At 60.5% G+C, this 24,889-nt stretch carries 25 protein-coding genes; 15 read left to right on the top strand and 10 right to left on the bottom strand.

The genetic code is table 11. From position 1 onward, the window contains the following. Positions 1 to 21 precede the first annotated feature (21 nt). A complete protein-coding gene (locus tag EDE09_RS24650) occupies positions 22 to 609 on the bottom strand; it encodes a PAS domain-containing protein (RefSeq protein ID WP_112803341.1) in 588 nt (195 codons plus the stop codon). Positions 610 to 828: 219 nt separating this feature from the next. On the opposite strand from EDE09_RS24650, the gene EDE09_RS24645 reads away from it, so the two are divergent. Continuing rightward, positions 829 to 1,578: a rhomboid family intramembrane serine protease gene (locus tag EDE09_RS24645; RefSeq protein ID WP_105374268.1), complete on the top strand. Its 750-nt coding sequence runs from the start codon at positions 829 to 831 to the stop codon at positions 1,576 to 1,578. A 116-nt stretch (positions 1,579 to 1,694) separates the two neighbouring features. Continuing rightward, positions 1,695 to 2,129: a CBS domain-containing protein gene (locus EDE09_RS24640; protein WP_112803339.1), complete on the top strand. Its 435-nt coding sequence runs from the start codon at positions 1,695 to 1,697 to the stop codon at positions 2,127 to 2,129. 44 nt (positions 2,130 to 2,173) lie between these two features. Here EDE09_RS24640 and EDE09_RS24635 read toward each other — a convergent pair whose 3' ends face one another. The 3 genes from EDE09_RS24635 to folE all read right to left on the bottom strand — a co-directional run bounded on the left by EDE09_RS24635 (position 2,174) and on the right by folE (position 4,334). Next, positions 2,174 to 3,130 (bottom strand): patatin-like phospholipase family protein, encoded by a 957-nt coding sequence (locus tag EDE09_RS24635; protein WP_112803337.1) that lies wholly within the window; start codon positions 3,128 to 3,130, stop codon positions 2,174 to 2,176. A 109-nt stretch (positions 3,131 to 3,239) separates the two neighbouring features. Then, on the bottom strand, positions 3,240 to 3,701 hold the full coding sequence (hisI, locus tag EDE09_RS24630) for a phosphoribosyl-AMP cyclohydrolase (protein WP_112803335.1): 462 nt from the start codon (positions 3,699 to 3,701) through the stop codon (positions 3,240 to 3,242). Positions 3,702 to 3,719: 18 nt separating this feature from the next. Then, complete coding sequence (gene folE / locus EDE09_RS24625) at positions 3,720 to 4,334, bottom strand: GTP cyclohydrolase I FolE (RefSeq protein WP_105374264.1); 615 nt, start codon at positions 4,332 to 4,334, stop codon at positions 3,720 to 3,722. 286 nt (positions 4,335 to 4,620) lie between these two features. Between folE and EDE09_RS24620 the strand changes: the two genes are divergently transcribed. From EDE09_RS24620 to thrS, 4 genes are all read left to right on the top strand, one after another. After that, positions 4,621 to 5,070 (top strand): iron-sulfur cluster assembly scaffold protein, encoded by a 450-nt coding sequence (locus EDE09_RS24620; RefSeq protein ID WP_112803333.1) that lies wholly within the window; start codon positions 4,621 to 4,623, stop codon positions 5,068 to 5,070. A 2-nt stretch (positions 5,071 to 5,072) separates the two neighbouring features. Then, positions 5,073 to 5,453, top strand: a complete 381-nt coding sequence (gene yidD / locus EDE09_RS24615) for a membrane protein insertion efficiency factor YidD (RefSeq protein ID WP_112803331.1) — start codon at positions 5,073 to 5,075, stop codon at positions 5,451 to 5,453. Beyond that, a complete protein-coding gene (locus EDE09_RS24610; RefSeq protein ID WP_112803329.1) occupies positions 5,450 to 5,971 on the top strand; it encodes a DUF1697 domain-containing protein in 522 nt (173 codons plus the stop codon). The genes yidD and EDE09_RS24610 overlap by 4 nt, the downstream gene beginning before the upstream one ends. 119 nt (positions 5,972 to 6,090) lie before the next feature. Then, positions 6,091 to 8,118: a threonine--tRNA ligase gene (gene thrS / locus EDE09_RS24605; protein ID WP_112803328.1), complete on the top strand. Its 2,028-nt coding sequence runs from the start codon at positions 6,091 to 6,093 to the stop codon at positions 8,116 to 8,118. A 110-nt stretch (positions 8,119 to 8,228) separates the two neighbouring features. On the opposite strand, the gene EDE09_RS24600 is transcribed toward thrS, so the two are convergent. Then, positions 8,229 to 9,167 (bottom strand): hypothetical protein, encoded by a 939-nt coding sequence (locus tag EDE09_RS24600; protein WP_245505231.1) that lies wholly within the window; start codon positions 9,165 to 9,167, stop codon positions 8,229 to 8,231. A gap of 154 nt (positions 9,168 to 9,321) precedes the next feature. On the opposite strand from EDE09_RS24600, the gene EDE09_RS24595 reads away from it, so the two are divergent. Further along, on the top strand, positions 9,322 to 9,909 hold the full coding sequence (locus tag EDE09_RS24595) for a nitroreductase (protein WP_132413180.1): 588 nt from the start codon (positions 9,322 to 9,324) through the stop codon (positions 9,907 to 9,909). Continuing rightward, positions 9,909 to 10,514, top strand: coding sequence for a flavin reductase family protein (locus tag EDE09_RS24590; RefSeq protein ID WP_112803322.1), 606 nt, complete (start codon positions 9,909 to 9,911; stop codon positions 10,512 to 10,514). Before EDE09_RS24595 ends, EDE09_RS24590 begins: the two co-directional genes overlap by 1 nt. Here the strand turns inward: EDE09_RS24590 and EDE09_RS24585 are convergent. Further along, positions 10,463 to 11,188: a hypothetical protein gene (locus tag EDE09_RS24585; protein ID WP_132413178.1), complete on the bottom strand. Its 726-nt coding sequence runs from the start codon at positions 11,186 to 11,188 to the stop codon at positions 10,463 to 10,465. The two genes, EDE09_RS24590 and EDE09_RS24585, sit on opposite strands and share 52 nt — an antisense overlap. Before the next feature lie 88 nt (positions 11,189 to 11,276). Between EDE09_RS24585 and EDE09_RS24580 the strand changes: the two genes are divergently transcribed. Then, positions 11,277 to 12,404: a DUF2336 domain-containing protein gene (locus tag EDE09_RS24580; RefSeq protein WP_132413176.1), complete on the top strand. Its 1,128-nt coding sequence runs from the start codon at positions 11,277 to 11,279 to the stop codon at positions 12,402 to 12,404. A gap of 4 nt (positions 12,405 to 12,408) precedes the next feature. Here EDE09_RS24580 and EDE09_RS24575 read toward each other — a convergent pair whose 3' ends face one another. Further along, positions 12,409 to 12,834, bottom strand: coding sequence for a hypothetical protein (locus EDE09_RS24575; protein ID WP_112803316.1), 426 nt, complete (start codon positions 12,832 to 12,834; stop codon positions 12,409 to 12,411). A 110-nt stretch (positions 12,835 to 12,944) separates the two neighbouring features. Between EDE09_RS24575 and EDE09_RS24570 the strand changes: the two genes are divergently transcribed. After that, a complete protein-coding gene (locus EDE09_RS24570; RefSeq protein WP_112803314.1) occupies positions 12,945 to 13,403 on the top strand; it encodes a GNAT family N-acetyltransferase in 459 nt (152 codons plus the stop codon). Here the strand turns inward: EDE09_RS24570 and EDE09_RS24565 are convergent. Continuing rightward, complete coding sequence (locus EDE09_RS24565) at positions 13,381 to 14,622, bottom strand: AI-2E family transporter (RefSeq protein ID WP_112803312.1); 1,242 nt, start codon at positions 14,620 to 14,622, stop codon at positions 13,381 to 13,383. The genes EDE09_RS24570 and EDE09_RS24565 overlap by 23 nt on opposite strands. Before the next feature lie 226 nt (positions 14,623 to 14,848). Here EDE09_RS24565 and EDE09_RS24560 point away from each other — a divergent pair, with 226 nt between their 5' ends. Further along, entirely contained in the window at positions 14,849 to 17,398 is a 2,550-nt protein-coding gene (locus EDE09_RS24560) for an HWE histidine kinase domain-containing protein (RefSeq protein ID WP_112803310.1), read from the top strand. Here the strand turns inward: EDE09_RS24560 and parE are convergent, their stop codons facing one another. Then, entirely contained in the window at positions 17,399 to 19,450 is a 2,052-nt protein-coding gene (gene parE / locus EDE09_RS24555) for a DNA topoisomerase IV subunit B (RefSeq protein WP_112803307.1), read from the bottom strand. It lies immediately after the preceding gene. A gap of 193 nt (positions 19,451 to 19,643) precedes the next feature. On the opposite strand from parE, the gene EDE09_RS24550 reads away from it, so the two are divergent. The 4 genes from EDE09_RS24550 to EDE09_RS24535 all read left to right on the top strand — a co-directional run bounded on the left by EDE09_RS24550 (position 19,644) and on the right by EDE09_RS24535 (position 23,751). Continuing rightward, positions 19,644 to 20,528 (top strand): alpha/beta fold hydrolase, encoded by an 885-nt coding sequence (locus EDE09_RS24550; RefSeq protein WP_132413174.1) that lies wholly within the window; start codon positions 19,644 to 19,646, stop codon positions 20,526 to 20,528. Between the two features lie 140 nt (positions 20,529 to 20,668). Continuing rightward, a complete protein-coding gene (tpiA, locus tag EDE09_RS24545) occupies positions 20,669 to 21,439 on the top strand; it encodes a triose-phosphate isomerase (protein ID WP_132413172.1) in 771 nt (256 codons plus the stop codon). A 92-nt stretch (positions 21,440 to 21,531) separates the two neighbouring features. Further along, the gene (gene secG, locus EDE09_RS24540; protein WP_105374315.1) at positions 21,532 to 21,987 is read left to right on the top strand and encodes a preprotein translocase subunit SecG; all 456 of its coding nucleotides are present in this window, start codon (positions 21,532 to 21,534) and stop codon (positions 21,985 to 21,987) included. A 135-nt stretch (positions 21,988 to 22,122) separates the two neighbouring features. Then, on the top strand, positions 22,123 to 23,751 hold the full coding sequence (locus EDE09_RS24535) for a CTP synthase (protein ID WP_162712554.1): 1,629 nt from the start codon (positions 22,123 to 22,125) through the stop codon (positions 23,749 to 23,751). A 40-nt stretch (positions 23,752 to 23,791) separates the two neighbouring features. Here EDE09_RS24535 and EDE09_RS24530 read toward each other — a convergent pair whose 3' ends face one another. Further along, positions 23,792 to 24,883: a citrate synthase/methylcitrate synthase gene (locus EDE09_RS24530; RefSeq protein WP_132413190.1), complete on the bottom strand. Its 1,092-nt coding sequence runs from the start codon at positions 24,881 to 24,883 to the stop codon at positions 23,792 to 23,794. Between the last annotated feature and the right edge of the window lie 6 nt (positions 24,884 to 24,889).

Genomic DNA, 24,889 nt, shown 5'->3' with positions numbered 1-24,889 from the left:
AGAGGCGAATGCGAGAGAGCGTCAGAACTTACGATCTCGAATAGGCAAGTCCGAAGCCGGCTGCCGAAGCCCGGTGAGCGGACCCTGGTGATCGACAGTGACCGGTACGCCGAAATGCGAAGCCCCACCCGTGAGGAAGGTCCAGCTTTCCATCTCCAGTCCGTCGACCGGGAGGGCAATCGCCGGGAAAGGAGCGCCGCGCGGCAGGAGCGATCCGAAAAGGCGATCGCTCTCCATGCCGTCGGTCGAGCGGAGCGGCAGGAGAAGCATTTCATAGGCCTGGCGGGCGTCGGCGGTCACGGCGACGAGATCGACCAGAGCCGGCTGTTCGTGCCGAATGACGTTTTGAGCGATGTGCAGCGGCTGCTCGGCTTCGAACCAGACCTGGTCAAAGGCCATGCTGCGCAACTCGTAACCGAAGAGGTCACAGATCCGCGTTCCGGCCAGCCGGAAGGCCAGCACGCCCCGTTCATCCATCGCTGCGATGAAAAGGTGAGGAAGCAGGTGGCGCAGCGCCGTTGGATCGATTTCGGTCCGCAACGGAGCAGCGCGATCACCCTTTAGGTTGATCCAGTAGTCAAAGACCGCTCGGGTTGCCTGGTTACGCATCCGCCATTACCTGTCGCATTTCGAGACAAATCGCGCCTCATGCACGACCTTCATCCTTCACGGAGCGAATTTCATGCCACGGCGCAGCCATTACGGTTAAGGAACCATCAACCTCGATGGTGCCGATTCCATCAACCCCGGAATGCTTTCCTTCGGCATGCCGCTCCTATAAGGCTGACAGGGGATTTGCATCGCTGGTTTGAAAGCAAGAGGACAGGAATGAGCGACGAGCCGGACATGGCGGAGGAACGGCGGGAGCCGAGCGAAGGTTCGCCGCCAATCTTCAACCTGCCGCAAAGTCTGGTGGTGACATTGGCCCTGCTTGCCGGACTCTATGTTATTCAGGAATATCTGCTGGACGACGCAGCGCGGGCCGAGTTCATCTTCACGTTGGCCTTCATCCCGCTACGTTACGGTATCCCTTTGGGGGACCAGGATCTCGCCTGGTTATGGTCGCCGGTAACCTATTCGCTCCTCCACGGCGGCGTTGAACATATCCTCTTCAATGCGCTTTGGCTCATGGCGTTCGGGGCTCCGGTCGTCAGGCGCATCGGGACCTTCCGATATGTGGCCTTCTGGATTCTCTCAGCCGTGGCGGCGGCCTTTTTTCATGCCCTGCTCAACTGGAACAACGAAACCCTTCTGATCGGAGCATCGGGCGTCGTTTCAGCGCTCATGGGGGCTGCATGCCGGTTCGCTTTTCCAGGCGACCGCGGCTACGACAGGACCCACGGCCATCTCTACCCGCGGCAATCAATCCTCGGCTCCTTCAGAAACCGGACCGTCGTGATCTTTACCGCAATGTGGTTCGCCGGCAATCTTCTCATCGCCTTTGGAGTGCAATTGTTCGGCGCAGATCTGGGGCCGATTGCCTGGGACGCCCATATCGGCGGCTTCCTGTTCGGCTTCCTGCTCTTCGGATTGTTCGATCCCGTTCCTCCGAGCCGTGTGCCGATCACACAACCTTGATATGTTTTTGACTTAGCTCTAAAATTCGCCGCAGGCAGGGAGTCTTCACTGCGCATCTGCGCCGATCCTTGGGGGAGGGCGGCGTCTCAGCCATTCTGGTTTACGAGGAGAGAGCCATGGCAATAGTCGTCAAGAACATGCTCGATGCAAAAGGTCACGATGTCGTAACGGTGAGCCCGGATCGGACACTACTGGACGTCGCAGGCATGCTGCACGAAAAGAAGATCGGCGCGGTGGTGGTCATTGGCATGGAGGGCCGGATTGCCGGCATCTTCACCGAACGCGACCTCGTACGCTCGATCGCAACCAAGGGTCCCGGCGTGCTCGACCAACCGATCAAATCCTCCATGACCACCAACGTGCATCGGTGCAAGGAGGAAACGACCGTTGACGAATTGATGGGTATCATGACTGGCGGACGCTTCCGTCACGTGCCAGTCGAAAAGGACGGGAAACTCGTCGGCATCATTTCGATCGGGGACGTCGTCAAGTCGCGCATCCGGGAGATCGAGCTGGAGGCTGAACAGATCAAGGCCTACATCGCAGGTTGATCTTACCTTCGTGGCCCCGCCGCCGGGCGAGGTCACTTCTCCTCCTAGCGGGCAAACACTTCCTGCATCCGTTTGAGCGCAGAAATCTGCGCCATCGTCTCGGCATAGCCACGATCGATCGCCTCGCCAGCGCGATGAAATTCGGAGAGCCCTATATCGGCGAGGCGAGGATGCAATGCGAGATCGGGCGGATCACCGGCGAGCCTTGCGCGCGAAATCCGTTCCTGAATGATGTTGAACGCCTGAACCATCGTACCGGTAACTCCGACCCGCACGCCGTCCTTCTTTCGCTCGTCATCAACGGGCTGGACGCTGGCGCTGTGCTTGACCACCGCAGACCGGCCGAAGATTTCGTAGTTCAGGTTGACAGCGACCACGAGCGGCTGCTCGTAGGCTCGGCAGACGGAGGTCGGGACGGGATTTACGAGAGCGCCGTCGACCAGCGTCCGGTTGTTGCATTTCACTGGCTCAAAAATGCCAGGGAGTGCATATGAGGCCCGCAGGCCGGTGATCAGCGATCCGCTGGAAATCCAAACTTCGTGGCCCGTATGGAGTTCTGTCGCCACCGATACAAACGGGCGATCGAGATCTTCGATCGCGAGACCTTCAAGATGCTCCTGCATCCGCTTCGTCAGCCGCATACCGCCCAAGAGGCCGCCGCCGCCGATCGTCAAATCCAGCAGGCCCGCAATACGTCGCATGGTGAGCGAACGGGCAAAGGTTTCCAATTCGTCGAGCTTGCCAGCCAGATAACAGCCCCCTACGAGGGCACCGATCGATGTGCCGGCAATCATTCCGACTTCGATGCCGGTTTCGTCCAGCGCGCGCAATACGCCGATATGAGCCCAGCCACGGGCAGCGCCTCCGCCAAGGGCGAGCGCAAGCTTTGCTTTTGGAGGAGGCTCGATGATCGGGGGACGTGGTGGCTCCATCGTCTGCGCGCCGCCGCCTTCGGCAGGCGCAGCTTGCGGATCGTGACGACTCCAACTCCAGTTCAGCATCGACTAAAACCCTCCAAGCTGAACAACCCCCGGTCTGGCGATTATAGCGCGCGGACAGGTTTCGAAATCGTTTACCCGACTTTTCTGTGTCGAAAAACGAGGCAGTTGCTTATTTGGTTCCCCCGTCCGAATAGACGGCTTCCGGATCGAAATGGCGCAAGTCGTCGGCGATTTCAAGGACAGCGCTGCTGTCACTTTTTCTTACCGTCCGATAGAAACAGGAGCGACGACCTGTGTGGCATGCCGCGTCATGTCCGGCGACTGAAACCTTCAGCCAGACGGCATCCTGATCGCAATCGGTTCTGAGCTCGTGCACCGTCTGGAGATTACCGGATGTCTCGCCTTTCTTCCAGATCCTGCCGCGCGAACGGCTGTAGTAATGAGCGATGCCGGTCTCGATGGTCAGCGCCAGGGCCTCCGCGTTCATGTGGGCGACCATCAGCAGTTCGCCGTCGCGGGTATCGGTCACGACTGCGGTGACGAGGCCATTGCCGTCGAATCGCGGTGTAAAGGCACCTGGACCCTCGATTTCGGCCTTGTCTGCCGAAGGTTTTTCAAAAGAGATCGACATAGGGGTCTGGGCGGCCTGTCAGCGGTTGCGGACGAACGTGAAGAATCTCGCCTGCTCGGCGGCGTTGGTCTTGATCTCGCCGGTGAAGGTTGTCGTGATCGTTTGCGAACCCTGTTTCTGCACGCCGCGCATTTCCATGCACATATGCTCCGCCTCGATCATCACGGCAACGCCGCGAGGCTTCAGGGTCTCCTCGATCGCATGCGCGATCTGAGCAGTGAGATTTTCCTGCGTCTGCAGGCGCCGGCCAAAGATCTCCACCACCCGCGCAATCTTCGAAAGGCCAAGGACTCGGCCGTTCGGCAGATAGCCGACATGCGCCTTGCCCTTGATCGGCAGCATGTGGTGTTCGCAGTGGGAGAAGAACGGAATATCGCGCACGAGCACGATGTCGTCGTAACCGGAAACCTCCTCGAAGGTGCGGCCCAGAACTTCCTCCGCCGACTGTTCGTAGCCACCGAACAGCTCGCGATAGGCGGCAGCGACCCGCTTCGGCGTGTCGATCAGGCCTTCGCGCGCTGGATCGTCGCCTGCCCAACGAAGCAAAACCCGTACAGCTTCCTCAGCTTCCTGCTGGGATGGGCGGACCAGCTTCTCTTTCGAGGCCGGGAAATTCTTCACTATGGCATCCATCTATCGTCTCCCGATGCGGTTCAAGGCCGCATCCGACTGGCTTTATTCAAAGACTGAACAGTGTGAGGGCATCACGACTGATTTTTATGCAATCTGGTGCTATCTGATCGTTAGCAGTGGTTTTGACAAGGCATGCTATTCCCATTTCGGATGGATTTCGTGAAAACATCCTTCCTTGATGACGCCTTGCGAAAACCACATATAGTGGCACAAGCCCCTTTATGGTAGTCCGCGGCGAGCGAGACAATGTGTTCAAAATGGCGATGGCCTTACAAGCGAGCCTGAAATGGACGAAATCTACAGCAGCAAGATTCTCGAATTCGCCGGCAACATCACGCATGCTGGCAGCATGCCGGATGCGGATGCAAGTTCGGAAAAACATTCCAAGCTCTGCGGCTCCAAGGTGCGGGTCTATCTGAAACTGGATCACGGCACAGTCACGGACTTTGCGCATGAAGTCCGGGCCTGCGCGCTGGGGCAGGCATCGTCATCGATCATGGCACGGCACGTCATCGGCGCGACGGCCGATGAGATCCGCAAGGCTCGCGAGGACATGCTTGCCATGTTGAAGGAGGGCGGCGAGGGTCCCGAGGGCCGCTTCGAGGACATGCGCTACCTGAAGCCGGTCAAGGATTACAAAGCCCGCCATGCTTCCACGATGCTGACTTTTGAAGCCGTGGTCGACGCGATCAATCAGATCGAAGTGAAGGAACGGTCCGAGGCGGCCGCCATCTGACCATGTGCGACAGTCCGGATTGCCGACATCCCCAGCCACAGCAACGATCGCGCCGCTCCCGCAACTGGACGGGCCCGTTTCGCAAGACGCCGGGCAGACTTCTCGGCATGGGGCTGATCCGCCTGTACCAGCTGACGCTGTCCGGTTTCATCGGCAATTCCTGCCGCCATATCCCGACCTGTTCGGAATATGGCTACGAAGCGATCGCGCGCCACGGATTGTGGCCGGGAGGATGGCTTACCTTGTTCCGCGTCGCCCGTTGCGGGCCGGGCGGAAGCGGCGGACTGGATCCGGTGCCCGAGCTCCTTGACCAGCGCCTGCACTGGTGGACGCCCTGGCGCTATTGGCGAGGGTCTTCGCGCAAGGCATCGCTGCAGCAATGATCTACGTCGCACTGCTTCACAGCATCGTTCTCGGGGCCGGCAGGCGGGTCGTCATGGCTGACCTGCGCAGGATGGCCGAAGACATCGGCTATACGGATTGCCGTACACTGGTCTCCACCGGCAACCTCGTTTTTGAAGCGGCTCAGTCGTCCGTTTCCGATATCGAAGCGGTGCTGGAAACCGCTTTCGCCAACCGCTTCGGCAAGCATGTCGACATCCTGGTGCGCTCGCGGGAAGACTGGCTCAGGCTTGCCGCGGCCAATCCGTTTCCCGGAAGGGACGGTTCCGAAGTCGGAGTGCGGATCATGCGCAGCCCGCTCGATGAAAGCATCAAGAACTTGCTCGAACGACATAGAGACAGAGAACAGATAGCGGTCATCGACGGCAATCTCTGGGTCGATTTCGGCGGAAAGGCGAGCGAGACGAGGCTTCTCTCCGCGATGACGACGAAGAAGCTCGGCATAGGCACGAGCCGCAATGCCAACACCGTCGCCCGCCTCGCAGAAATGGTCGCCTGACCCGCCGGCCGCCTTTACTAAATCGGCGAAACACACTATCACCGCGCCCGTTAGCAGCCGGGCAATCCGGCCATTTGCCACCACCCGCATTCGTTGGCGGGACTGGACAGGAGAAAGACATGTCCCAATCCGTTTCCCTTACATTTCCCGATGGCTCCGTCCGCGTTTTCGATGCCGGAACGACCGGCCGCGACGTTGCGGAATCCATTTCCAAGTCCCTCGCCAAGAAGGCGGTCGCGGTTGCCATCAACGGCACCTTGCAGGACCTTGCCGATCCGGTGACGGGCGGCGCGATCGAAATCGTGACCCGCACCGATCCCCGCGCGCTGGAACTGATCCGCCACGACGCGGCGCACGTGATGGCGGAAGCCGTGCAGGAACTCTGGCCGGGAACGCAGGTCACCATCGGCCCGGTGATCGAGAACGGATTCTACTACGACTTCAAGCGTGTTCACCCGGATACGCGCGAGGATTGGCCCTTCACACCCGATGATCTGCCGAAGATCGAGGCGAAGATGAAGGAGATCATCGCGCGCAACGATGCCTTCACCAAGGAAGTCTGGCCACGCGAGAAGGCCCGCAACGTCTTTGCCGATATGGGCGAGGGCTACAAGGTCGAGCTCGTCGACGCGATCCCGGAAGACCAGGACCTCAAGATCTATCGCCAGGGCAAGTGGTTCGACCTCTGCCGCGGACCGCACATGGCCTCAACTGGCCAGATCGGCACTGCGTTCAAGTTGATGAAGGTGGCGGGCGCCTACTGGCGCGGCGATTCCAACAACGCGATGCTGACCCGCATCTACGGGACAGCCTGGGCCAGCCAGGAAGAGCTCGATCAATATCTGCATGTGCTGTCCGAAGCGGAAAAGCGCGACCACCGCAAGCTCGGCCGGGAAATGGATCTCTACCATTTTCAGGAAGAGGGACCGGGCGTCGTCTTCTGGCACGGCAAGGGCTGGCGTATGTTCCAGACGCTGACGGCCTATATGCGCCGCCGGCTTTCCGGCACCTATGAGGAAGTCAACGCGCCGCAGGTCCTCGATGCCTCGCTTTGGGAAACCTCGGGTCACTGGGGCTGGTACCAGGAAAACATGTTCGCCGTAAAATCGGCCTATGCCTTCACCCATCCGGACGACAAGGAAGCGGACAACCGCGTCTTCGCGCTGAAGCCGATGAACTGCCCGGGCCACGTGCAGATCTTCAAGCACGGTCTCAAGTCCTACCGCGAACTGCCTATACGGCTTGCAGAATTCGGCCTTGTCCATCGTTACGAAGCATCCGGCGCGCTTCACGGATTGATGCGCGTTCGCGGCTTCACCCAAGACGATGCGCATGTCTTCTGCACCGAAGAGCAGATGGCCGCCGAGTGCCTGCGCATCAATGATCTGATCCTTTCCGTCTATGAGGATTTCGGGTTCAAGGAAGTCGTGGTGAAACTCTCCACACGGCCGGAAAAGCGCGTCGGCTCCGACGAACTGTGGGACCGCGCAGAGAGCGTCATGACGGACGTCTTGAAGACGATCGAGGCGCAGTCCGGCGGGCGCATTAAGACCGGCATCCTGCCGGGCGAAGGTGCGTTCTACGGCCCCAAGTTCGAATATACACTGAAGGACGCCATCGGCCGCGAATGGCAGTGCGGCACGACGCAGGTGGACTTCAACCTGCCGGAACGGTTCGGCGCCTTCTATATCGACCAGAACTCGGAAAAGCGGCAGCCGGTGATGATCCATCGCGCCATCTGCGGCTCGATGGAACGGTTCCTCGGCATCCTGATCGAGAACTTCGCCGGGCATATGCCGCTCTGGTTCGCGCCGATGCAGGTCGTCGTGGCGACCATTACCTCGGACGCGGACGACTATGGCCGCGAAGTGGCCGAAGCGCTACGCGATGCCGGGCTGGTGGTGGAAACCGATTTCCGCAACGAGAAGATCAATTACAAGATCCGCGAGCATTCAGTCACCAAGGTGCCGGTCATCATCGTCTGCGGCAAAAAGGAGGCGGAGGAACGCTCTGTCAACATCCGCCGGCTCGGATCTCAGGCCCAGACGTCGATGAAGCTCGAAGAGGCCATCGCTTCGCTCAGCCTTGAGGCAACTCCTCCGGACCTGCTGCGTCGGATCGAGGCGAAGAGGGCTGCTGCCGCCTGACCGTCAAGCCGGCAGCGCTTGCCATCCGCAGGCGCTGTCGGCTGGTCCTTTTCCGGAAGAGCACGGCTGAAGACTGTAGGCGATGTAAAATTCAAGCAGACCGGCAGAGTTCAATTCTGCTGGTTCGAGGTACCGGCGACTTGCGCCGCATCGCGCATCAGCACTTCGACCTCGGTATTGCCGCCTGCCTTGACGGTGAAGGACCGCTGATAGATCTTGTTCTTGTTGCGCGCGACGGCGAGATATTCGCCCTCTGCCAGCACCATGGTCGAAAAGGCGCTGACGCTTTCGTTGACAACGTCGCCCGCCGCCGTCAGCACCGACCAGGCGGTGTCGGCTATGGCCTCGCCCCCTGGCTGCGATACAAGTTTCAAGGTGATCTGCGCTGCACGATGCTGCAGCACGGCCTGGGTAAGTTTGCCGGCCTCCACCTGGATATCAGCCCGTACCACAGCATTGACGTCGCCGTATTCGGAGACGACGTGATACGTGCCGGCGTTCAGCCGCACGACGGTGTTCGGCTTCACGTCCGCCATGACGAGCGGCCGGTCGCCGTTTTCCCGAACCTCCGACGAATAGACCGAGAAGCTGAGTTCGTTCGGGGGAATACGCTGGTCGGCGCCTGCGACGGCATTGAGGACGAAGCCGCCGGCGTCGAGCACCAATGTCTGCTTCGACACGTCACCGTCGGTGGGCACGTTCAATTTCTTGGTGACGCCAGCGCGACCGAAGGCGCAGTTGACGAAATAATCGCCCGGCATCAACTGGAACGCGGCCGAGCCGCCCTCCGAGCTTGCCACGAGCGGCAACTTGCCGTCTTCGCCGGCAATAGGGCTGAAGACACGCCAGACGAGGCCTTCCTGCATGACGCCGCCGTCCGCCGTCAGCTTGGCGTCGAAGAGCACATCCTTCGCGGCGACGCCGGCGGTTCCATCGGGCATTGCCGAAAAAGCATTGAGCTTCGGCATTTTTGCGGTGCTGTCGAGCTGACGGAAATTCCTGAAGGCATCGTCCTGGCCGAACGCACTGGCGGTGACGCCGAAAGCCATGCTTCCAGCGAGGATCCAGCGTGCCGCGAAGGAAGTGCCTGACATCTGTTGTGTACCGGTTGACTCTTCTTTTCCGAAACGTCACTTGAAGACCAATGCCAAGGCAATTTCAAGACCTTCCCACCGCATTCCGTTCCCAGTGAAAGTTTTGACCATGCAAAATGACATAAAGCTCATCGACTTCCTGCGCGACAGGCATTCCACACCCGTGGCCCAGATCAGGGAGCCCGGCCCATCGCAAGAAGAACTGGAAGCGATCCTCACATTTGCAACGCGCGTTCCAGATCACGGCAAGCTGGCGCCGTGGCGTCTGGTCGTCTATCGCGGCGATATACGCAGAAAGCTCGGAAAGGCGTTCCTTGCCCTTGCGCTCAAGACAACGCCCGATATGGCCGCTGCCGCAAAGGAGGCCGAACTTGCCCGCTTTACCCGGGCGCCGCTGGTGGTGGGCGTCGTCAGCACGGCCGCGGCGCATGTCAAGATTCCCGAATGGGAGCAGCAGCTTTCTGCCGGAGCCCTGTGCCTCAACATGCTGATAGCAGCAAATGCACATGGTTACGTCGCCAACTGGCGCACCGAGTGGATTGCCTATGACGAGGAGGCGCTTGCGCTTCTCGGCATCAAGCCGGGCGAGAAAGTCGCCGGATTCATCCATATCGGCTCCAGCGATTTCCAGACGCCCGATCGTCCGCGGCCGGAACTTTCGCAAGTCGTCACCTATGCAGGCGAAGGCGAGCCCTGATGTTTTATGCGACCAATACCAATCAGCATGGCCTGAAGCACGATCCTTTCAAGGCAATCGTGGCGCCTCGCCCGATTGGCTGGATCGGCACGAAGGGCAGGGACGGCTCCCTGAACCTCTCGCCCTATTCCTTCTTCAACATCGTCTCCGACCACCCGAAATTGGTGATGTTTTCCTCCAGCGGCCGCAAGCACAGCCTGCAGAACGCCGAAGAGACGGGTGTTTTCACCGCAAGCCTCGCAAGCCGGCATCTTGCCGAGCACGTGAATGCCTCATCGGCACCAGTCGCCTATGGGGTCAGCGAGTTTGAAGTGGCGGGGCTGACGCCGAAGATGGCGGAATTGGTCGATGCTCCCTATGTCGCCGAAGCCTATACGGTGCTGGAGTGCCGAGTGACGGAGATCATCCAGCCCAAAGGCCTGGACGGAAAAGGTGCCGAAGCCTTCATGGTCTTCGGGCAGGTGGTTGGCATCCATATCAGCGAGGATATTGTACGGGACGGTCGGATCGACATGAGTCTGGCAAGGCCGATCGCACGCATGGGCTATCGGGACTACGCAGACGGCGGGTCGGATGTCTTCGAAATGACCCGGCCAGGCAGTTGATCCGAAAAAATCTGATTAATTATCGGTATTTCCGATATTAGCCGGCTAATTTTCCCGTGAAAACCGCTATTGCGCGCCGCAATGCACGTGGATGTTAGACCAGCTTCATCGGCTTCATCCGAGATGGTATCCACCGCCATGACGCCTGCCGCCGCGGCCGCAAGCCCGACGGTGCCGCGGGCAAACGAAACGATGTCTGAAGAAGGGGAAGAGACGCCTTCCACATGCCAGCCAAGGCCGCTGACGCGTCTGCTACAGCGCTGGAAGCTCTTTGCGGCGAGTATCCCGGCAGCATCTGCAAGCGCGACGATGCTGGTGTCAGAACCGGAGCGGCCGGCCTTCGCCTCTGCGACCCGCAGAAGTACGTCGAGATGCTGGATGTCTGCGCCGCTGCGTGCACCGGCGAGAAGCACCGAATCGACCCCCGTCCGCACCGCCAGTTCGACGGCGGCCTCAATGCGGCCGGAAGAGAATGGCGGCAGCAGGACGCAGAGTGGAGTAGGCGCCTGGCCCCAAAATCCATGGCGATCTTCCAGAGCCTGCCACGACTCAGGAGGCCCGGTCAGATCGGCGACGATCCTGTCTGCACCGCTGCCAAGTATCTCCACCGGATCGGCAGACGGATGAACCAAGAGCCATGAGCGGATTTTCCAAGGGTTTTCCATGGTTAACAAGGATGGTGAACCAATCTTAAACTTTTTGCCCGTAGCGTATTTTCAACCAGCCAGGCGCGCGTTCTGGCATTAATTATCGGGGCTGGGCGTGATCGTACAGGCATTTCTTCGTTGGGCGGAAACGGCAAGGGCGGCAGACAGGGCGAAGGCGGCCAGCGCTCTTGGCCGGGCTTATCTGCGCTCGGCGCTGACTCCGGAACACCGGCGTGCCGCAGCGCTCGCGTTGACGCATCTTCTCGATGATCGGTCACCGCTGGTGCGGCTGGCACTGGCGGAGGCTCTCGCCGATGCCGTCGAGGCACCCCGGGCAATCATTCTTTCGCTTGCAGAAGATCAGCCCGAAATCGCCTGCACGGTGATAGCCCGCTCGCCCGTGCTCGCCGAAGGCGATCTCGTCGATCTCATTGGGCGAGGTGACAGCCTGACCCGAGGAATGATTGCAGCAAGGCGCACGCTTTCGCGCGGGGCTGCCGCGGCAATTGCCGAAATCGGATCCGAAAACGAGGTGACAATCCTGCTCGAGAACGAAACCGCCTCGGTCACCCGAATTTCGCTGCGGCGTATTGCAGAACGGTTCGGGCATTGCAGCGATATCCGTAACCTGCTGCTCGACCGGGAAGGCCTGCCGGCGGACGCACGGCATATGCTGGTGAACCAGATTTCAACAGCTCTCACCAATTCAGACCTGATGCGCGCTGTCCTTACGCCGGCTCGCATAAGCCAGGTCACGCGGGAAGCGGGAGAGGCGGCGGCAGTCACGATTGCCGGATTTGTAGGAGTGCCGGAGATTCCCGGTCTCGTCGAGCATTTGCGGGCGGCAGCGTGTTTGACGCCTGCATTCCTCATTCACACGCTCTGCAGCGGCAAGGTGGATTTCTTTGCCGGCGCGATAGTAGCCCTTTCCGGTCTGGACGACCGGCGTGTTCGGGCCATACTCGCGACCGGGCGGATGCATGCGGTCCGTGCACTTTTTGAATCCTGCGGGCTGCAGCGGGATATCGCGGTCGTGTTTGTAGAGGCCGTCTTTCTCTGGCGCGATGCCGCGGCAACGGGCGCGATCGACAGCATATCTGCCCTACTACTGAAAAAGTTCCAGCGGGCGGAGATGCAGATCTCGCCGGTCGCCGAGCTTCTGGGCATGATCGAAAAGCTTCATCACCTCGAGATGCGGCTCAATGCGCGCTCCTATGCAAGTGAAGTAGCGCTGGCCGCCTGACGGTTCAGCGCTGGAATTTCTTCGCAACCCAGGAATATCCGTCTTCGACCAGCCGCACCGGCTTTGTCATCAGCGTCGCCACGCCTTCGGTCGTCGGCAAGACGTTCCTGACCCGCTGGATGGCACGACCGGCGAGCGTCTCCTTTTCCTGCTCCGTTACCTCCGGCATTGGTTGCGCCGGCTCGGATGTCGCCACGGCGGGTTTGTCCTGCGGCAAAGGAACATTGGCGACTTCGGACGCCTCCGGCTTCTGGCATACGGCGATAATCATCGGATAGGGCTGGTTGGCATAGCCGGCGAGCTGCTGTTCCGACACCGCATCGCACATCTCGATCGTCGGCCAGCGGTTTTCCACCGTAGCGACGTAACGGCAGTCGGTTCCGGCGTCGTTGCAGCCGAGGATGGTCATTACGATGAGTGCGGCGTTCATGTCGTTTCCCTGTGGTGATCAACGTCACTAAGTCACCAATCTTGACGCGACCAAGGCAGTCTTCATAGATGCGTTGCCAAGATGACCGAATCCGGCAGGAACGAAAGCCAATGACCGTCACAATCGCTCTCGAACCGCCTCGACAGGCAGAGGTCTTGAGGCTTCTGGAGCTCTCCGACGCTTTTGCTGCCTCCCTTTACCCCGCAGAGAGCAACCACATGGTGGACATTTCCAGCCTCGAAGGGCCTGGAGTTTCATTCTTCGTGGCGCGCAACGGTGACAGGGCGGTCGGCTGTTGTGCACTCGTAGAGGCAGGCGACGGCACTGCCGAAATCAAACGTATGTTCGTGGACGAGGCTGCCCGCGGCCTGAAGCTGGGGCGCCGGCTGATGGAAATTGTCCTCGAACGGGCCGAAGCGCTCCATCTCGCGGCCATCCGACTGGAAACAGGAATTTACCAGCCGGAGGCGATCGGACTCTATCGTGCCTATGGTTTCGTCGAGATCAACGCCTTCGGCGACTACATGCCCGATCCCTTGAGCATCTTCATGGAGAAGAGGCTTTCCTGACAGGCAGTTCGGGAGGGAATTCCTCGACGGTTGCCGCGGAGGCAACCCGATCGACAGGTTCCGATTCCGGCCCTTCGGCCATCCGGGCTTCCCGGATCCATTCGCGCCAGATGGAGACCAGCAGCGCCATCAGCACCGGACCGATGAACAGGCCAAGGAAACCCATGGTGCTGACGCCGCCGACAAGGCCGAAGAAGGTCGGAAGGAACGGCAGCTTGATGGGGCCGCCGACGAGCCGGGGCCGCAACGTCTTGTCGACGATGAAAAGCTCGACCGTTCCCCACAGGAAAAGACTGCCCCCGGCGACATAGGAACCATTCGCCACCAGATAAAACGAGATGAGGGTGAAGGAGAGGGGGGCGCCGCCCGGGATAAGCGCCATGATGCCGGTAATGACGCCGAGGGTGACGGGCGAGGGGACGCCCGCGATAAAATAGGCGACGCCGAGAACGATACCTTCTCCAATTGCGATCAGCGTCTGGCCGGTGACCGTGGAGCTGATGGTTGCAGGGACCACGCGCGATATACGCTCCCAGCGCGACGGGAAGATGCGCTCGCCGAGCAGGTCGATCTGTTGGGAAAAGGAGGCGCCGTCGCGATAGACGAAAAAAAGCGCGATCAGCATGAAAAGCAGCATCAGCAGCAGATGGAAAGCACCGCCGCCGGCAGCCACCACCGCGCGATAGATGTTGCCGATGTTGGCGCCGCTGACGAGCTGGATCAGCTCGCCGATCGCGCCGGGAGAGCCGACATGTTGGACCCACTGAACGCCCATCCATTCGCCTGCCCAGGGCAAACCGATAATCCAGGCCGGCGGAGGAGCCCCGAAGCGATTGACCTCGGCAGCCCAGACGATCCATTGCCGAACCTCGTCGATCGTATAGGAGACGGCGATTCCGATCGGAACGATGAGAAAGGTCAGAATGAAGATAATGGCAAGGGTGGCACCAAGCGTGGTGCTACCGCCGATGCGGGCGAGAAGCTTGCGGTAAAGGGGCCAGCTTGCGAAACCGATCACCAAGGCGGCAAGAACAGGGACGACAAAACCGTGGAAGAAATAGATGCCAGCCGCGGCGACCAGCACCAGGAGCCAACGTGCGGCCGAGATTGGCGGGATCAGAGCCACCCTCGGCGCGGCTGGCCCCAGCCACCGCGGCTCCTTCGGTCCATTGCGATCGTTGTTCAGACTCACCCGTTGTCCTTCCTGGTTTCGCGTCATATGGCGTTTGCTGCGCCAGGCTACAAGACTATGCTCTTCGCCGTTAAAAGGAAGCTTACTTACTTGCCCTAGACGCCAGATGCGATAGAAATATGAAATCAGCCTCCGGTTACGGTCGGAATTGCAAATCAACCTTCTTGATGGGGCTTCTCTGAGCCTCGACGGAATGCGGAGGTGTCCGCCGCTGTTTTGCGGCCTAGCGGGACCCACCTCAGGGACTTCAAATATGCCTTCCATGCATACGGTCGACCTAACGAACTGCGACCGAGAGCCTATCCATATCCCCGGCAGCATTCAGCCTCACGGATGCCTTTTGGCTTGCGATGCCGCTGGGGCAGTCGTCGTTCAGCATTCGGAAAACGCTTCGGGAATGCTTTCCGTGCCGGGTGATCTCAATGGACAACGGCTGGAGGAGGTTGTCGGCGGGGAGGCCGCGCACGCGTTGCGCAATGCGCTTGCGACCTGCGACGACCCGGCGCGGCCGGCGCTGAGGCACGGCCTGCGGCTTGCCTCCGGCGCGATCTTTGACGTTTCCATCCACACGCTAAACTCCAAGGTGATCCTGGAGTTCGAACCGGCATCAACCGATTCCGACCAGCCACTCGAAGTTGCCCGAATGCTGATCAGCCGCGTCCGCAACATGACGAGCCTAGATCGATTGATCGAAAACGGCGCACGGCTGATGTATGCCATGCTCGGATATGATCGGGTCATGATCTACCGCTTCGAGGAAGACGGGGCCGGAAAGGTCATCAGCGAATACAAGCGCAGGGATCTGGAAAGTTTCAAGGGCCAGTATTTTCCCGCGGGCGACATTCCGAAACAGGCTCGAGCTCTCTATATCAAGAACACGATCCGGGTAATCTCGGACGCCACCAATCCGCGCGTACCGATAGTGCCGGAGGTGGATGAAGACGGAGAGGCGCTCGATCTGTCCTTCGCTCATCTTCGCAGCGTGTCGCCCATCCACTGCGAATATCTGCGCAACATGGGCGTCGCCGCGTCGATGTCCATCTCGATCGTGATCGACGACGAGCTGTGGGGCCTGATCGCCTGTCATCACTATTCGCCGAAGGTGCTTTCCATGCCGCAGCGCGTGGCTGCGGAAACCTTCGGGGAATTCTTTTCCCTGCATCTCGGTACTCTCAAGCAGCGGCAGCTCATGAACGCGGCGGACAGCGCCCGGCGGTCCCTGGACCGTTTCCTGCAAGCCGCCTCCCATCATGCCGATGTCAGCGCTCTCCTGCGCAACTCACTTTCCGATTTCGGCAAGATGCTGCCATGCGATGGCGTCGGGTTGTGGTTGGACGGCGGTTGGACCACTGATGGAGCAGCTCCGCTTCGTCATTCTGCAGAGGACCTGGCAACCCAGATCGGCGAGCTCTCGGGTGGAAAGATCTGGGCGAGCCATCAGATTTCCAGGGATTTGTCCGGGGTGGTCGCTCTGCCCGAGGACATCTGCGGCGTGCTGGCGATCCCTCTCTCTCAAAGGGCGCGGGACTACCTGTTTTTCTTCCGTCGAGAGATGGTTCAGGCGCTGAACTGGGCGGGCAATCCGGAAAAGTCCTATGATACGGGCCCGCTCGGAGACCGGCTGACGCCTCGAAAAAGTTTTTCCATCTGGAAGGAAACGGTGCGGCAGCAGGCTGCGTCATGGACTTTGAGCGATCGCGAAATCGCAGATGCCATCCGTGCCGTTCTGGTCGAGATCGTTCTGCATCAGAAGGAGCTTCTGGCGGACGAACGCGGCAAGGCGGACCTTCGCCAGCGTATGCTCAACGAGGAACTGAACCACCGCGTCAAGAACATACTATCGGTGATCAGGGCGCTTGTGGGCCATTCGATCGAGGCCGATGTCAGCCTGAAAGACTATATCGGTTCGTTGAAAGGCCGCATTCAGGCACTGGCTTTCGCCCACGACCAGGTGGTGCGCGGCGGGGATGGCGGGGTTTTGTCGGATCTCCTGGAAGCCGAACTGAAACCTTATAGCGAAGGCACCCGCAAGCTTAACCTCAAAGGACCGCGCGTTTGGCTCGATAGCCGAGCCTTCTCCGTAATGGCGCTTGTATTTCATGAAATGTCCACCAACGCTGCGAAATACGGCTCTCTTTCGGTGCCCAACGGACAGCTCGATATCGAATGGTCAAAGCTGGCGAATGGCGATTGTGAGCTTTTCTGGACCGAAAGCGCAGGTCCGCCAGTCAATCCTCCCAGCCGCAGCGGCTTCGGCAGCGTTCTGATCACCCGCAGCGTCCCGTACGAGCTGGAAGGGGCGTCGAAGGTTGAATACAGAAAAGAAGGCGTCACGGCTCGCTTCCTGGTTCCATCCAAACACATTCACGGTGACGATGAACCGATGGAGATCGAAGAGCCGGAAGCAATCCCGGAACCTCCCGGAAAGGCGGGGCTTTCCAAGCTGAACGATCTGGAACTCCTTCTCGTCGAGGACCAGATGCTGATCGCCGCCGATGTGGAAGCAATGCTCGCCGACTACGGAATCGCCAAGGTAACGACCACGCCTTCTACGGCCGACGCCTTCCGCAAGCTCAAGAATTTCACCCCTGACGTCGCCATCCTGGACGTCAACCTCGGTTCGGATACGTCCCTGCCGATAGCCGAGGAACTGATCCGGCGCGATGTGCCGTTCATCTTCGCAACCGGCTACAGCGACAAATCGATCATTCCCTCGACCTTTACAGCCCCTGTAGTCCGCAAGCCTTACGAGGCGGCGGCGTTGATCGGCGCCGTTACCAAGGTGCTTGGCGACAGGTATTGATCAGATATCGAGATTGTCGGCGAAGGCAGCGCGCTCCTGGATGAACCGGAAGCGAGCGTCCGCCTTGGTTCCCATCAGGTTGTCGACCGCCTCGCGGGTGCCCTCAAAATCCACGTCATCGATGGCCACGCGCAAGAGCGTGCGGTGGGCCGGATCCATCGTGGTTTCCTTGAGCTGCGCCGGCATCATCTCGCCGAGGCCTTTGAAGCGCCCGATTTCCACCTTCTTGCCCTTGAACACCGTTTCCATAAGCTCGGCCCGATGCGCATCGTCGCGGGCGTAGACGGTTTTTGCGCCCTGGCGCAGCACGTAGAGCGGCGGCACGGCGAGGTAGAGATGGTTGCCGCGGATCAGCTCCGGCATTTCCTGGTAGAAGAAGGTAATCAGAAGTGACGCGATATGAGCGCCGTCGACATCGGCGTCGGTCATGATGATAACGCGCTCGTAGCGAAGATCTTCCTCGCGGTATTTCGTGCGTGTGCCACAGCCGAGCGCCTGGATGAGATCGGCGATCTGCTGGTTGGCGGAAAGCTTCTCACGGCTGGCGCTGCCGACGTTCAAAATTTTACCGCGGAGCGGCAGAATCGCCTGATTGGCGCGATTGCGGCCCTGCTTTGCCGAACCGCCTGCCGAATCGCCTTCGACGATGAAGAGTTCGGCACCCTCGGCCGTGTTCTGCGAGCAGTCGGCAAGCTTGCCGGGGAGGCGCAACTTGCGGACCGCCGTCTTTCTGTTGACTTCCTTTTCCTTGCGCCGCCGCAGGCGCTCCTCGGCGCGTTCGATCACCCAGTCGAGGAGTTTCGCCGCTTCGTTCGGATTGCCGGCGAGATAGTGGTCGAAGGGGTCGCGAAGCACGTTTTCAACGAGACGCTGCGCTTCGACCGTCGCAAGCTTATCCTTCGTCTGGCCGACGAATTCCGGTTCGCGGATAAAGACGGAGAGCATGCCAACGGCTGAGATCATCACGTCGTCGGTGGTGATCTGAGCAGCCCGCTTGTTCTGGGTCAGCTCCGCATAGTTCTTCAGACCCTTGGTGAGCGCGATGCGCAAACCGGCTTCGTGCGTGCCGCCTTCGGGCGTCGGGATGGTATTGCAATAGGAATGGACCTGCGGGTCGCCACCATACCAGGTGATCGCCCACTCCATAGCGCCGTGTCCGCCGGTCTTTTCGGTCCGGCCGGCAAAGATTTCGCGGGTGACGGTAAAATCCTTGCCAAGGGTGGCAGACAGATAATCTTTCAATCCGCCCGGAAAGTGAAAAACCGCCTTTTCAGGAATTTCGCCGCCGGCAATCACGACGCCCGGATCGCAGCTCCAGCGGATTTCCACGCCTCCGAAGAGATATGCCTTCGAACGGGCCATGCGGAAGATCCGGCCGGCGTCGAATTTCGCATGGTCGCCGAAGATCTGCGGATCGGGGTGGAACCGCACCCGGGTGCCGCGGCGGTTGTGGACGTCGCCCAACTCTTCCAGGCCGCCCTGCGGTACGCCGCGCGAAAAGCGCTGGCGATAAAGCTTTCGGTTGCGGGCGACTTCGACCTCGAGCGAATCCGACAAGGCGTTGACGACCGACACACCGACCCCATGCAGACCGCCGGAGGTTTCGTAGGCCTTGCCATCGAACTTACCGCCCGCATGAAGCTTGGTCATGATCACTTCCAGGGTCGACTTGCCCGGCACCTGCGGATGGTTCTCGACCGGAATGCCGCGACCGTTGTCGGTGACCGTCAGAAAGCCTTCCGAATCCAGATGCACTTCGATGAAATTCGCATGGCCGGCAACGGCCTCGTCCATCGAGTTGTCGATGACTTCCGCAAAAAGGTGATGGAGGGCTTTCTCGTCCGTACCGCCGATATACATGCCCGGACGCATCCGCACCGGTTCCAGACCTTCGAGCACGCGGATCGACGATGCGCCATAGTCGTCACCGGAGGATTGCGCCGGGGCAGGGCGCGGTGTCGAGGGCTCGGCCTTTATGGCGGGCGTGGGTTCGGCGGCGACTGGCTTTGACGTCAAAGGCAGTTCGGCGAAAAGGTCGTTATTGTCATCCATCGGCTGTGTCGGTACTACCTGTCGGGGTGCGGAGGAAGAAGCCATACCCATCTCGTGCTGTTTCGAATCACTCGCGATTCTGCCAGAAACCCGGCCTTTTCGCGATGTCGCGAGGAAACGTCTATGCGAGGAATGCGTTGCGCGGCCGCGAATGGCAAGGCGCTACGGATGCAGTAAACAGGTGATGCCGACCATGTCCACAATTCATTTCGTCTCAGGCACGGTTTTTGCTGGTCTGCTCGCTTTTGTCGGCCCGTCCGCGGCGGCAGCAGACGGCCCGATCAGACCGTTCAAGGACGATCTTTTTTCAAATCAGACAGTGCTGCGGACCGAGGATGGCGGCGCTTACGAGGTGATCGACTACCAGGAAATGCGCGACATCAACGGCCGCGATCGGGAGCCGGAACGCCGCGTCAAGGACGCCTATGTCTCAGTGGGGGTGCGGCGCCACCAGGAGAACGAGACGCTGGCAATCGAAAACCGAGCGATTGATGTCACCAGGGTGGGACAGGCCAAGGGTGCGATCTTTACGGTCATCTTCATTCACGGGCGGGGAGGCGACAGACGGCTCGGGGCCAACGACTATACATTCGGCGGCAACTTCAACCGCCTGAAGAACCTCGCTGTGAACAATGGCGGAACCTATTATGCGCCGAGCGTCACCTCCTTCGGTGACAAGGGTATCGCCGACATCGCCGCATTGATCCGCCATTCCTTCCAGCAATCCTCCGGCCGGCCGGTGATTCTTGCCTGCGCGTCGATGGGAGGCCTCATCTGCCAGGGGATCAGTAGCGACCCGGAGGCTGCGCGTCACCTAAAGGGCATGGTGTTGCTCGGCGGACCTCCGGACTTGAAGCTGCCGATAAGTGCTCTCGCAGGGGCGAAGGTACCCATCTATTTCGCCCATGGAAGTGCCGACAGCGTCTATAAAGCGGAGGAGCAGACAGCGATCTATCGCAAGCTCAAGCGCGCCGATTATCCGGTCCGCTTCGCCTTGTTTCAAACGGGCAGCCACGGCACGCCGATCCGAATGGTGGATTGGCGCAAGGCCTTGAACTTCGTGCTGGGTGCCCGCTGAACTGGACACAACAACCGAAGTCTTTGAACAAACCTCGTCTTTTGCGTACCAATTTTCGCAGGAAGCGTCTAAACACTTGCCATATCCGCGGAGGTTTCGGTCTTGGCCGACAGGATCGTAAGAAAGAGGAATAGCTGCCTATGACGCCAGATGTGCGCCCGCTCGTTGCCGGAAACTGGAAAATGAATGGCACTCGTGAGTCCTTAAACGAGATCAAGGCTATGGCCGAAGGTGTCCAGGGCGCCTTGTCGGAAAAAGTCGACGCGCTGATCTGCCCTCCGGCGACGCTGCTCTATGTGGCGACGGCGCTGTGCACGGACAGCCCGCTGGCGATCGGCGCGCAGGACTGCCACCAGAAAGGCAACGGCGCCCATACGGGCGATATTTCCGCGGAGATGATCGCCGACTGCTTTGGGACCTATGCCATCGTCGGCCACTCCGAACGGCGCACGGACCACGCAGAAAGTGACGAGCTCGTGCGCGCCAAGGCGGAAGCCGCATATGGCGCCGGCCTCACGGCCATCGTCTGCATTGGCGAAACACCCGATGAACGCAAATCCGGCCAGACGCTCGATATCTTGAAGCGTCAGCTCGCGGGCTCCGTTCCGGCCGCCGCCACGGCAAGCAACACCGTCATCGCATATGAGCCCGTATGGGCGATCGGCACGGGGCTTACACCAACAACAGAGGACGTGAAGGCCGCCCATGCCTTCATGCGCTCCGAACTCGCTGCCCGCTTCGGCGAGGAGGGCAGGCGGATGCGGATCCTCTATGGCGGATCCGTGAAGCCTGCCAACGCCAAGGAACTGATGAGCGTCGATAATGTCGACGGGGCGCTGATCGGCGGCGCCAGCTTGAAAGCGGCCGACTTCCTCGCCATCTATCGCGTCTATGACGGGCTGAGCGCCTAAAGCTCTTCAAGGGGCTTGGAATGCGCGCGGCTCTCATGTAAAGAGCCGCCAACCTCTTAAGTTGCCTCCGCTCCGGAGGCATGGATTTTGATATGCAGACCGTTCTGATCGTCATTCACCTCATGATCGTGCTCGCGCTGGTGGGCGTCGTGCTGATCCAGCGCTCCGAAGGCGGCGGGCTCGGCGTCGGCGGCGGCTCCGGCTTCATGTCGGCACGCGGCACAGCCAATGCGTTGACCCGCACGACGGCCATTCTTGCGACGCTCTTCTTCATCACGTCGCTGGCTCTCGGCATCCTGGCGCGCTACGAAAGCCGTCCGAGCGATATCCTGAACCGCATTCCCCAGAGCCAGCAGGGCCAGGGCGGCGGCATTCTCGATCAGCTTGGCCCGGCGCCGACCCAGGCTCCAGCGCAATCGGGCAACGGCGTTCCTTCGGGTTCCGGCGCTGCGGCACCGGCGCCTGCAGCACCCGCAACGGGCGCTGCTCCGGCTCCCGCAGCCCCGGCCGCGCCAGCGGCACCGACGGGTGTACCGACCGGTCAATAAGACACGGTCGACGCTTCAAGCTCCGGCAGGCCAAAAGCCTGCCGGTTTTATTTTGTGAAGATTCCACAGGCGTTTTCGTCGAGCGGACGATTTGGACTGGCGGAATCACCAATGAAAAGGTATCCGGTGACTCCCATGGCGCGATATGTATTCATCACTGGCGGCGTGGTTTCCTCCCTCGGAAAGGGAATTGCGGCCGCAGCACTTGGAGCACTGCTGCAAGCCCGGGGTTACCGGGTGCGGCTCAGAAAACTCGACCCCTATCTCAATGTCGATCCCGGCACGATGAGCCCGACCCAACACGGCGAGGTCTTCGTGACGGATGACGGAGCGGAGACCGACCTCGATCTTGGGCACTACGAGCGCTTTACGGGGCGTTCCGCGACCAAGACCGACAACATCACCACGGGTCGCATCTACAAGAACATCATCGACAAGGAACGGCGCGGCGACTATCTCGGCGCGACAGTGCAGGTCATTCCTCACGTCACCAACGAGATCAAGGATTTCGTCGTCGAGGGCAATGGCGACTACGACTTCGTCATCTGCGAGATCGGCGGCACGGTCGGCGACATCGAGGCGATGCCTTTCATGGAAGCGATCCGCCAGCTCGGCAACGATCTGCCGCGCGGAACCGCGATCTATGTCCACCTGACCCTGATGCCCTTCATTCCGGCCGCCGGCGAGCTGAAAACCAAGCCCACCCAGCATTCGGTCAAAGAACTGCAGGCACTCGGCATTGCACCCGACATTCTTCTCGTGCGCGCCGACCGGGAAATCCCAGAGGCCGAACGCCGCAAGCTGTCGTTGTTCTGCAACGTGCGGCCGTCTGCGGTCATCCAGGCGCTCGACGTCGCCAATATCTACGACGTGCCGATGGCCTATCACAAGGAAGGCCTGGACAACGAAGTTCTCGCCGCTTTCGGCATCGAGCCGGCCCCGAAGCCGCGCCTGGAGCCTTGGGAAGAAGTCTGCAACCGCATCCGCACGCCGGAAGGCGAAGTGACGATCGCCATCGTCGGCAAATATACCGGCCTCAAGGATGCCTATAAATCGCTGATCGAGGCACTGCATCACGGCGGCATCGCCAACCACGTCAAGGTCAAGCTCGAGTGGATCGAATCGGAGATCTTCGAAAAGGAAGACCCGGCGCCGTGGCTGGAAAAAGTCCATGGGATCCTGGTGCCGGGCGGCTTCGGCGAGCGCGGCGCACAGGGCAAGATCAATGCGGCCCGTTTTGCGCGTGAACGCAAGGTGCCGTATTTCGGCATCTGCTTCGGCATGCAAATGGCCGTCATCGAGGCCGCCCGTAACCTTGCGGGCATCGAAAAGGCATCGTCGACGGAATTCGGTCCCTCAAAGGAGCCTGTGGTCGGTCTGATGACCGAGTGGGTGAAGGGCAACGAGCTCGAAATCCGTTCGGCTGCCGGCGACCTCGGCGGCACGATGCGGCTTGGCGCCTACAAGGCGGCCCTCAAGAAGGAAACCAAGATCGCCGACATCTATGGCTCGACGGATATCTCCGAACGCCACCGTCACCGCTATGAGGTGAACGTGGATTACAAGGAGCGGCTGGAGAATTGCGGGCTGGTCTTTTCGGGCATGTCTCCGGACGGCCTCCTGCCGGAGACGATCGAGTATCCCGATCACCCGTGGTTCATCGGCGTTCAGTACCATCCGGAACTGAAGAGCCGGCCGCTCGATCCGCACCCGCTCTTTGCGAGCTTCATCGAAGCGGCCCTGGAACAGAGCCGCCTCGTTTGATGCAATCAAGAAAACCCGGTGCTCAGGCCCGGGTTTTCTTTCAGGCGGCCTGCGGTACCGGTCCGATATAGGCCGACCGCGGACGGATCAACCGTCCCTCGAGCGCCTGCTCGCGAGCATGCGCGATCCAGCCGATCGTGCGACCGATCGCGAAGACACCCGTAAATGCCTCACGCGGAAACTTCAGCGCGTCGAGTAGCATGGCGGTGTAGAACTCCACGTTGACATCAAGCGTGCGGTCGGTCTTGCGTTCTCTCAAGATTGCAAGGGCTGCCTGTTCGACCGCTTCGGCGAGCCGGATGCGGTCGGCATCAACCTGGCCGGCGGCGACCAGGGGAGCGAGCGCTCCCTTCAACGCGTCGGCGCGGGGATCCCTCACGCGATAGATGCGATGGCCAAAGCCCATCAAACGCTCACCGCGATCGAGCGCCTGTCCGAGCCATTTCCTTGCATTCTCTTCGGTACCAATGGCGTCAAGCATATCCAGCACCGGCCCCGGCGCTCCGCCATGCAAAGGTCCTTTGAGGGCACTGATGGCGGCCAGTACCGAAGAGGTGAGGCCGGCCTTAGTGGAGGCTATCACGCGAGCGGCGAAGGTCGACGCATTGAGGCCGTGGTCCGAAATCGTCACCAGATAGGCATCCAGCGCCGATACCTGCTCGGCGGTCGGCAGGCTTCCCGTCAACATTGCAAGAATGTCGGCGGATTGGGAGAGTGACGGGTTGGGAGCGACCGGCGCCTTACCCTCCCGAATCCTCAGGACTGCCGGCAGGAAGACGGCGGGGGCGGCGAGCAAAAGGAGCGCGGCCCCGAAGTCGTCACCGTCCGGAAGACGTGCGATCAGGGCGCGCACGGCATCGACAGGCGGAAGGTCCGTCAGCGTGCCATCCATCGCCTGCACATGAACAAAAACTTCGCCACGCGCCCGACCCAGAGAAGCCCGCAGTTCTGCGGCTCCGATCGGGCGTTCCAGCAGTCCATCGAGCAACAAGGCGGCGACGTCCTCGTAGCTTCTTGCATCTTCAACGAGCTCTTCCAGCGATATGCCGCGTATGATCAGCCGGCCCGCATCTCCATCGACGTCAGAGAGCCGGGTTTCTGCGGCAATGACGTCTTCAAGTCCGTTCTTCATGGGTGT

This window comes from Neorhizobium sp. S3-V5DH (assembly GCF_004343065.1).
Lineage (GTDB): Bacteria > Pseudomonadota > Alphaproteobacteria > Rhizobiales > Rhizobiaceae > Neorhizobium > Neorhizobium huautlense.
The sequence above is the reverse complement of the archived record's forward strand: the minus strand, read 5'-3'. Positions and strand labels throughout refer to the sequence as shown.

Excerpts from the sequence above, each read along its gene's own strand:
- EDE09_RS24575 (WP_112803316.1), bottom strand. The coding sequence starts at position 12,834 with ATGAACGCCGCACTCATCGTAATGACCATCCTCGGCTGCAACGACGCC.
- EDE09_RS24590 (WP_112803322.1), top strand. The coding sequence starts at position 9,909 with ATGTTTTATGCGACCAATACCAATCAGCATGGCCTGAAGCACGATCCT.
- EDE09_RS24650 (WP_112803341.1), bottom strand. The coding sequence starts at position 609 with ATGCGTAACCAGGCAACCCGAGCGGTCTTTGACTACTGGATCAACCTA.
- EDE09_RS24570 (WP_112803314.1), top strand. The coding sequence starts at position 12,945 with ATGACCGTCACAATCGCTCTCGAACCGCCTCGACAGGCAGAGGTCTTG.
- EDE09_RS24535 (WP_162712554.1), top strand. The coding sequence starts at position 22,123 with ATGGCGCGATATGTATTCATCACTGGCGGCGTGGTTTCCTCCCTCGGA.
- tpiA (WP_132413172.1), top strand. The coding sequence starts at position 20,669 with ATGACGCCAGATGTGCGCCCGCTCGTTGCCGGAAACTGGAAAATGAAT.
- yidD (WP_112803331.1), top strand. The coding sequence starts at position 5,073 with ATGTGCGACAGTCCGGATTGCCGACATCCCCAGCCACAGCAACGATCG.
- folE (WP_105374264.1), bottom strand. The coding sequence starts at position 4,334 with ATGGATGCCATAGTGAAGAATTTCCCGGCCTCGAAAGAGAAGCTGGTC.
- parE (WP_112803307.1), bottom strand. The coding sequence starts at position 19,450 with ATGGATGACAATAACGACCTTTTCGCCGAACTGCCTTTGACGTCAAAG.
- EDE09_RS24645 (WP_105374268.1), top strand. The coding sequence starts at position 829 with ATGAGCGACGAGCCGGACATGGCGGAGGAACGGCGGGAGCCGAGCGAA.
- EDE09_RS24550 (WP_132413174.1), top strand. The coding sequence starts at position 19,644 with ATGTCCACAATTCATTTCGTCTCAGGCACGGTTTTTGCTGGTCTGCTC.
- EDE09_RS24560 (WP_112803310.1), top strand. The coding sequence starts at position 14,849 with ATGCCTTCCATGCATACGGTCGACCTAACGAACTGCGACCGAGAGCCT.
- thrS (WP_112803328.1), top strand. The coding sequence starts at position 6,091 with ATGTCCCAATCCGTTTCCCTTACATTTCCCGATGGCTCCGTCCGCGTT.
- EDE09_RS24530 (WP_132413190.1), bottom strand. The coding sequence starts at position 24,883 with ATGAAGAACGGACTTGAAGACGTCATTGCCGCAGAAACCCGGCTCTCT.
- EDE09_RS24620 (WP_112803333.1), top strand. The coding sequence starts at position 4,621 with ATGGACGAAATCTACAGCAGCAAGATTCTCGAATTCGCCGGCAACATC.
- hisI (WP_112803335.1), bottom strand. The coding sequence starts at position 3,701 with ATGTCGATCTCTTTTGAAAAACCTTCGGCAGACAAGGCCGAAATCGAG.
- EDE09_RS24640 (WP_112803339.1), top strand. The coding sequence starts at position 1,695 with ATGGCAATAGTCGTCAAGAACATGCTCGATGCAAAAGGTCACGATGTC.
- secG (WP_105374315.1), top strand. The coding sequence starts at position 21,532 with ATGCAGACCGTTCTGATCGTCATTCACCTCATGATCGTGCTCGCGCTG.
- EDE09_RS24600 (WP_245505231.1), bottom strand. The coding sequence starts at position 9,167 with ATGGCTTTCGGCGTCACCGCCAGTGCGTTCGGCCAGGACGATGCCTTC.
- EDE09_RS24635 (WP_112803337.1), bottom strand. The coding sequence starts at position 3,130 with ATGCTGAACTGGAGTTGGAGTCGTCACGATCCGCAAGCTGCGCCTGCC.
- EDE09_RS24565 (WP_112803312.1), bottom strand. The coding sequence starts at position 14,622 with ATGACGCGAAACCAGGAAGGACAACGGGTGAGTCTGAACAACGATCGC.
- EDE09_RS24595 (WP_132413180.1), top strand. The coding sequence starts at position 9,322 with ATGCAAAATGACATAAAGCTCATCGACTTCCTGCGCGACAGGCATTCC.
- EDE09_RS24610 (WP_112803329.1), top strand. The coding sequence starts at position 5,450 with ATGATCTACGTCGCACTGCTTCACAGCATCGTTCTCGGGGCCGGCAGG.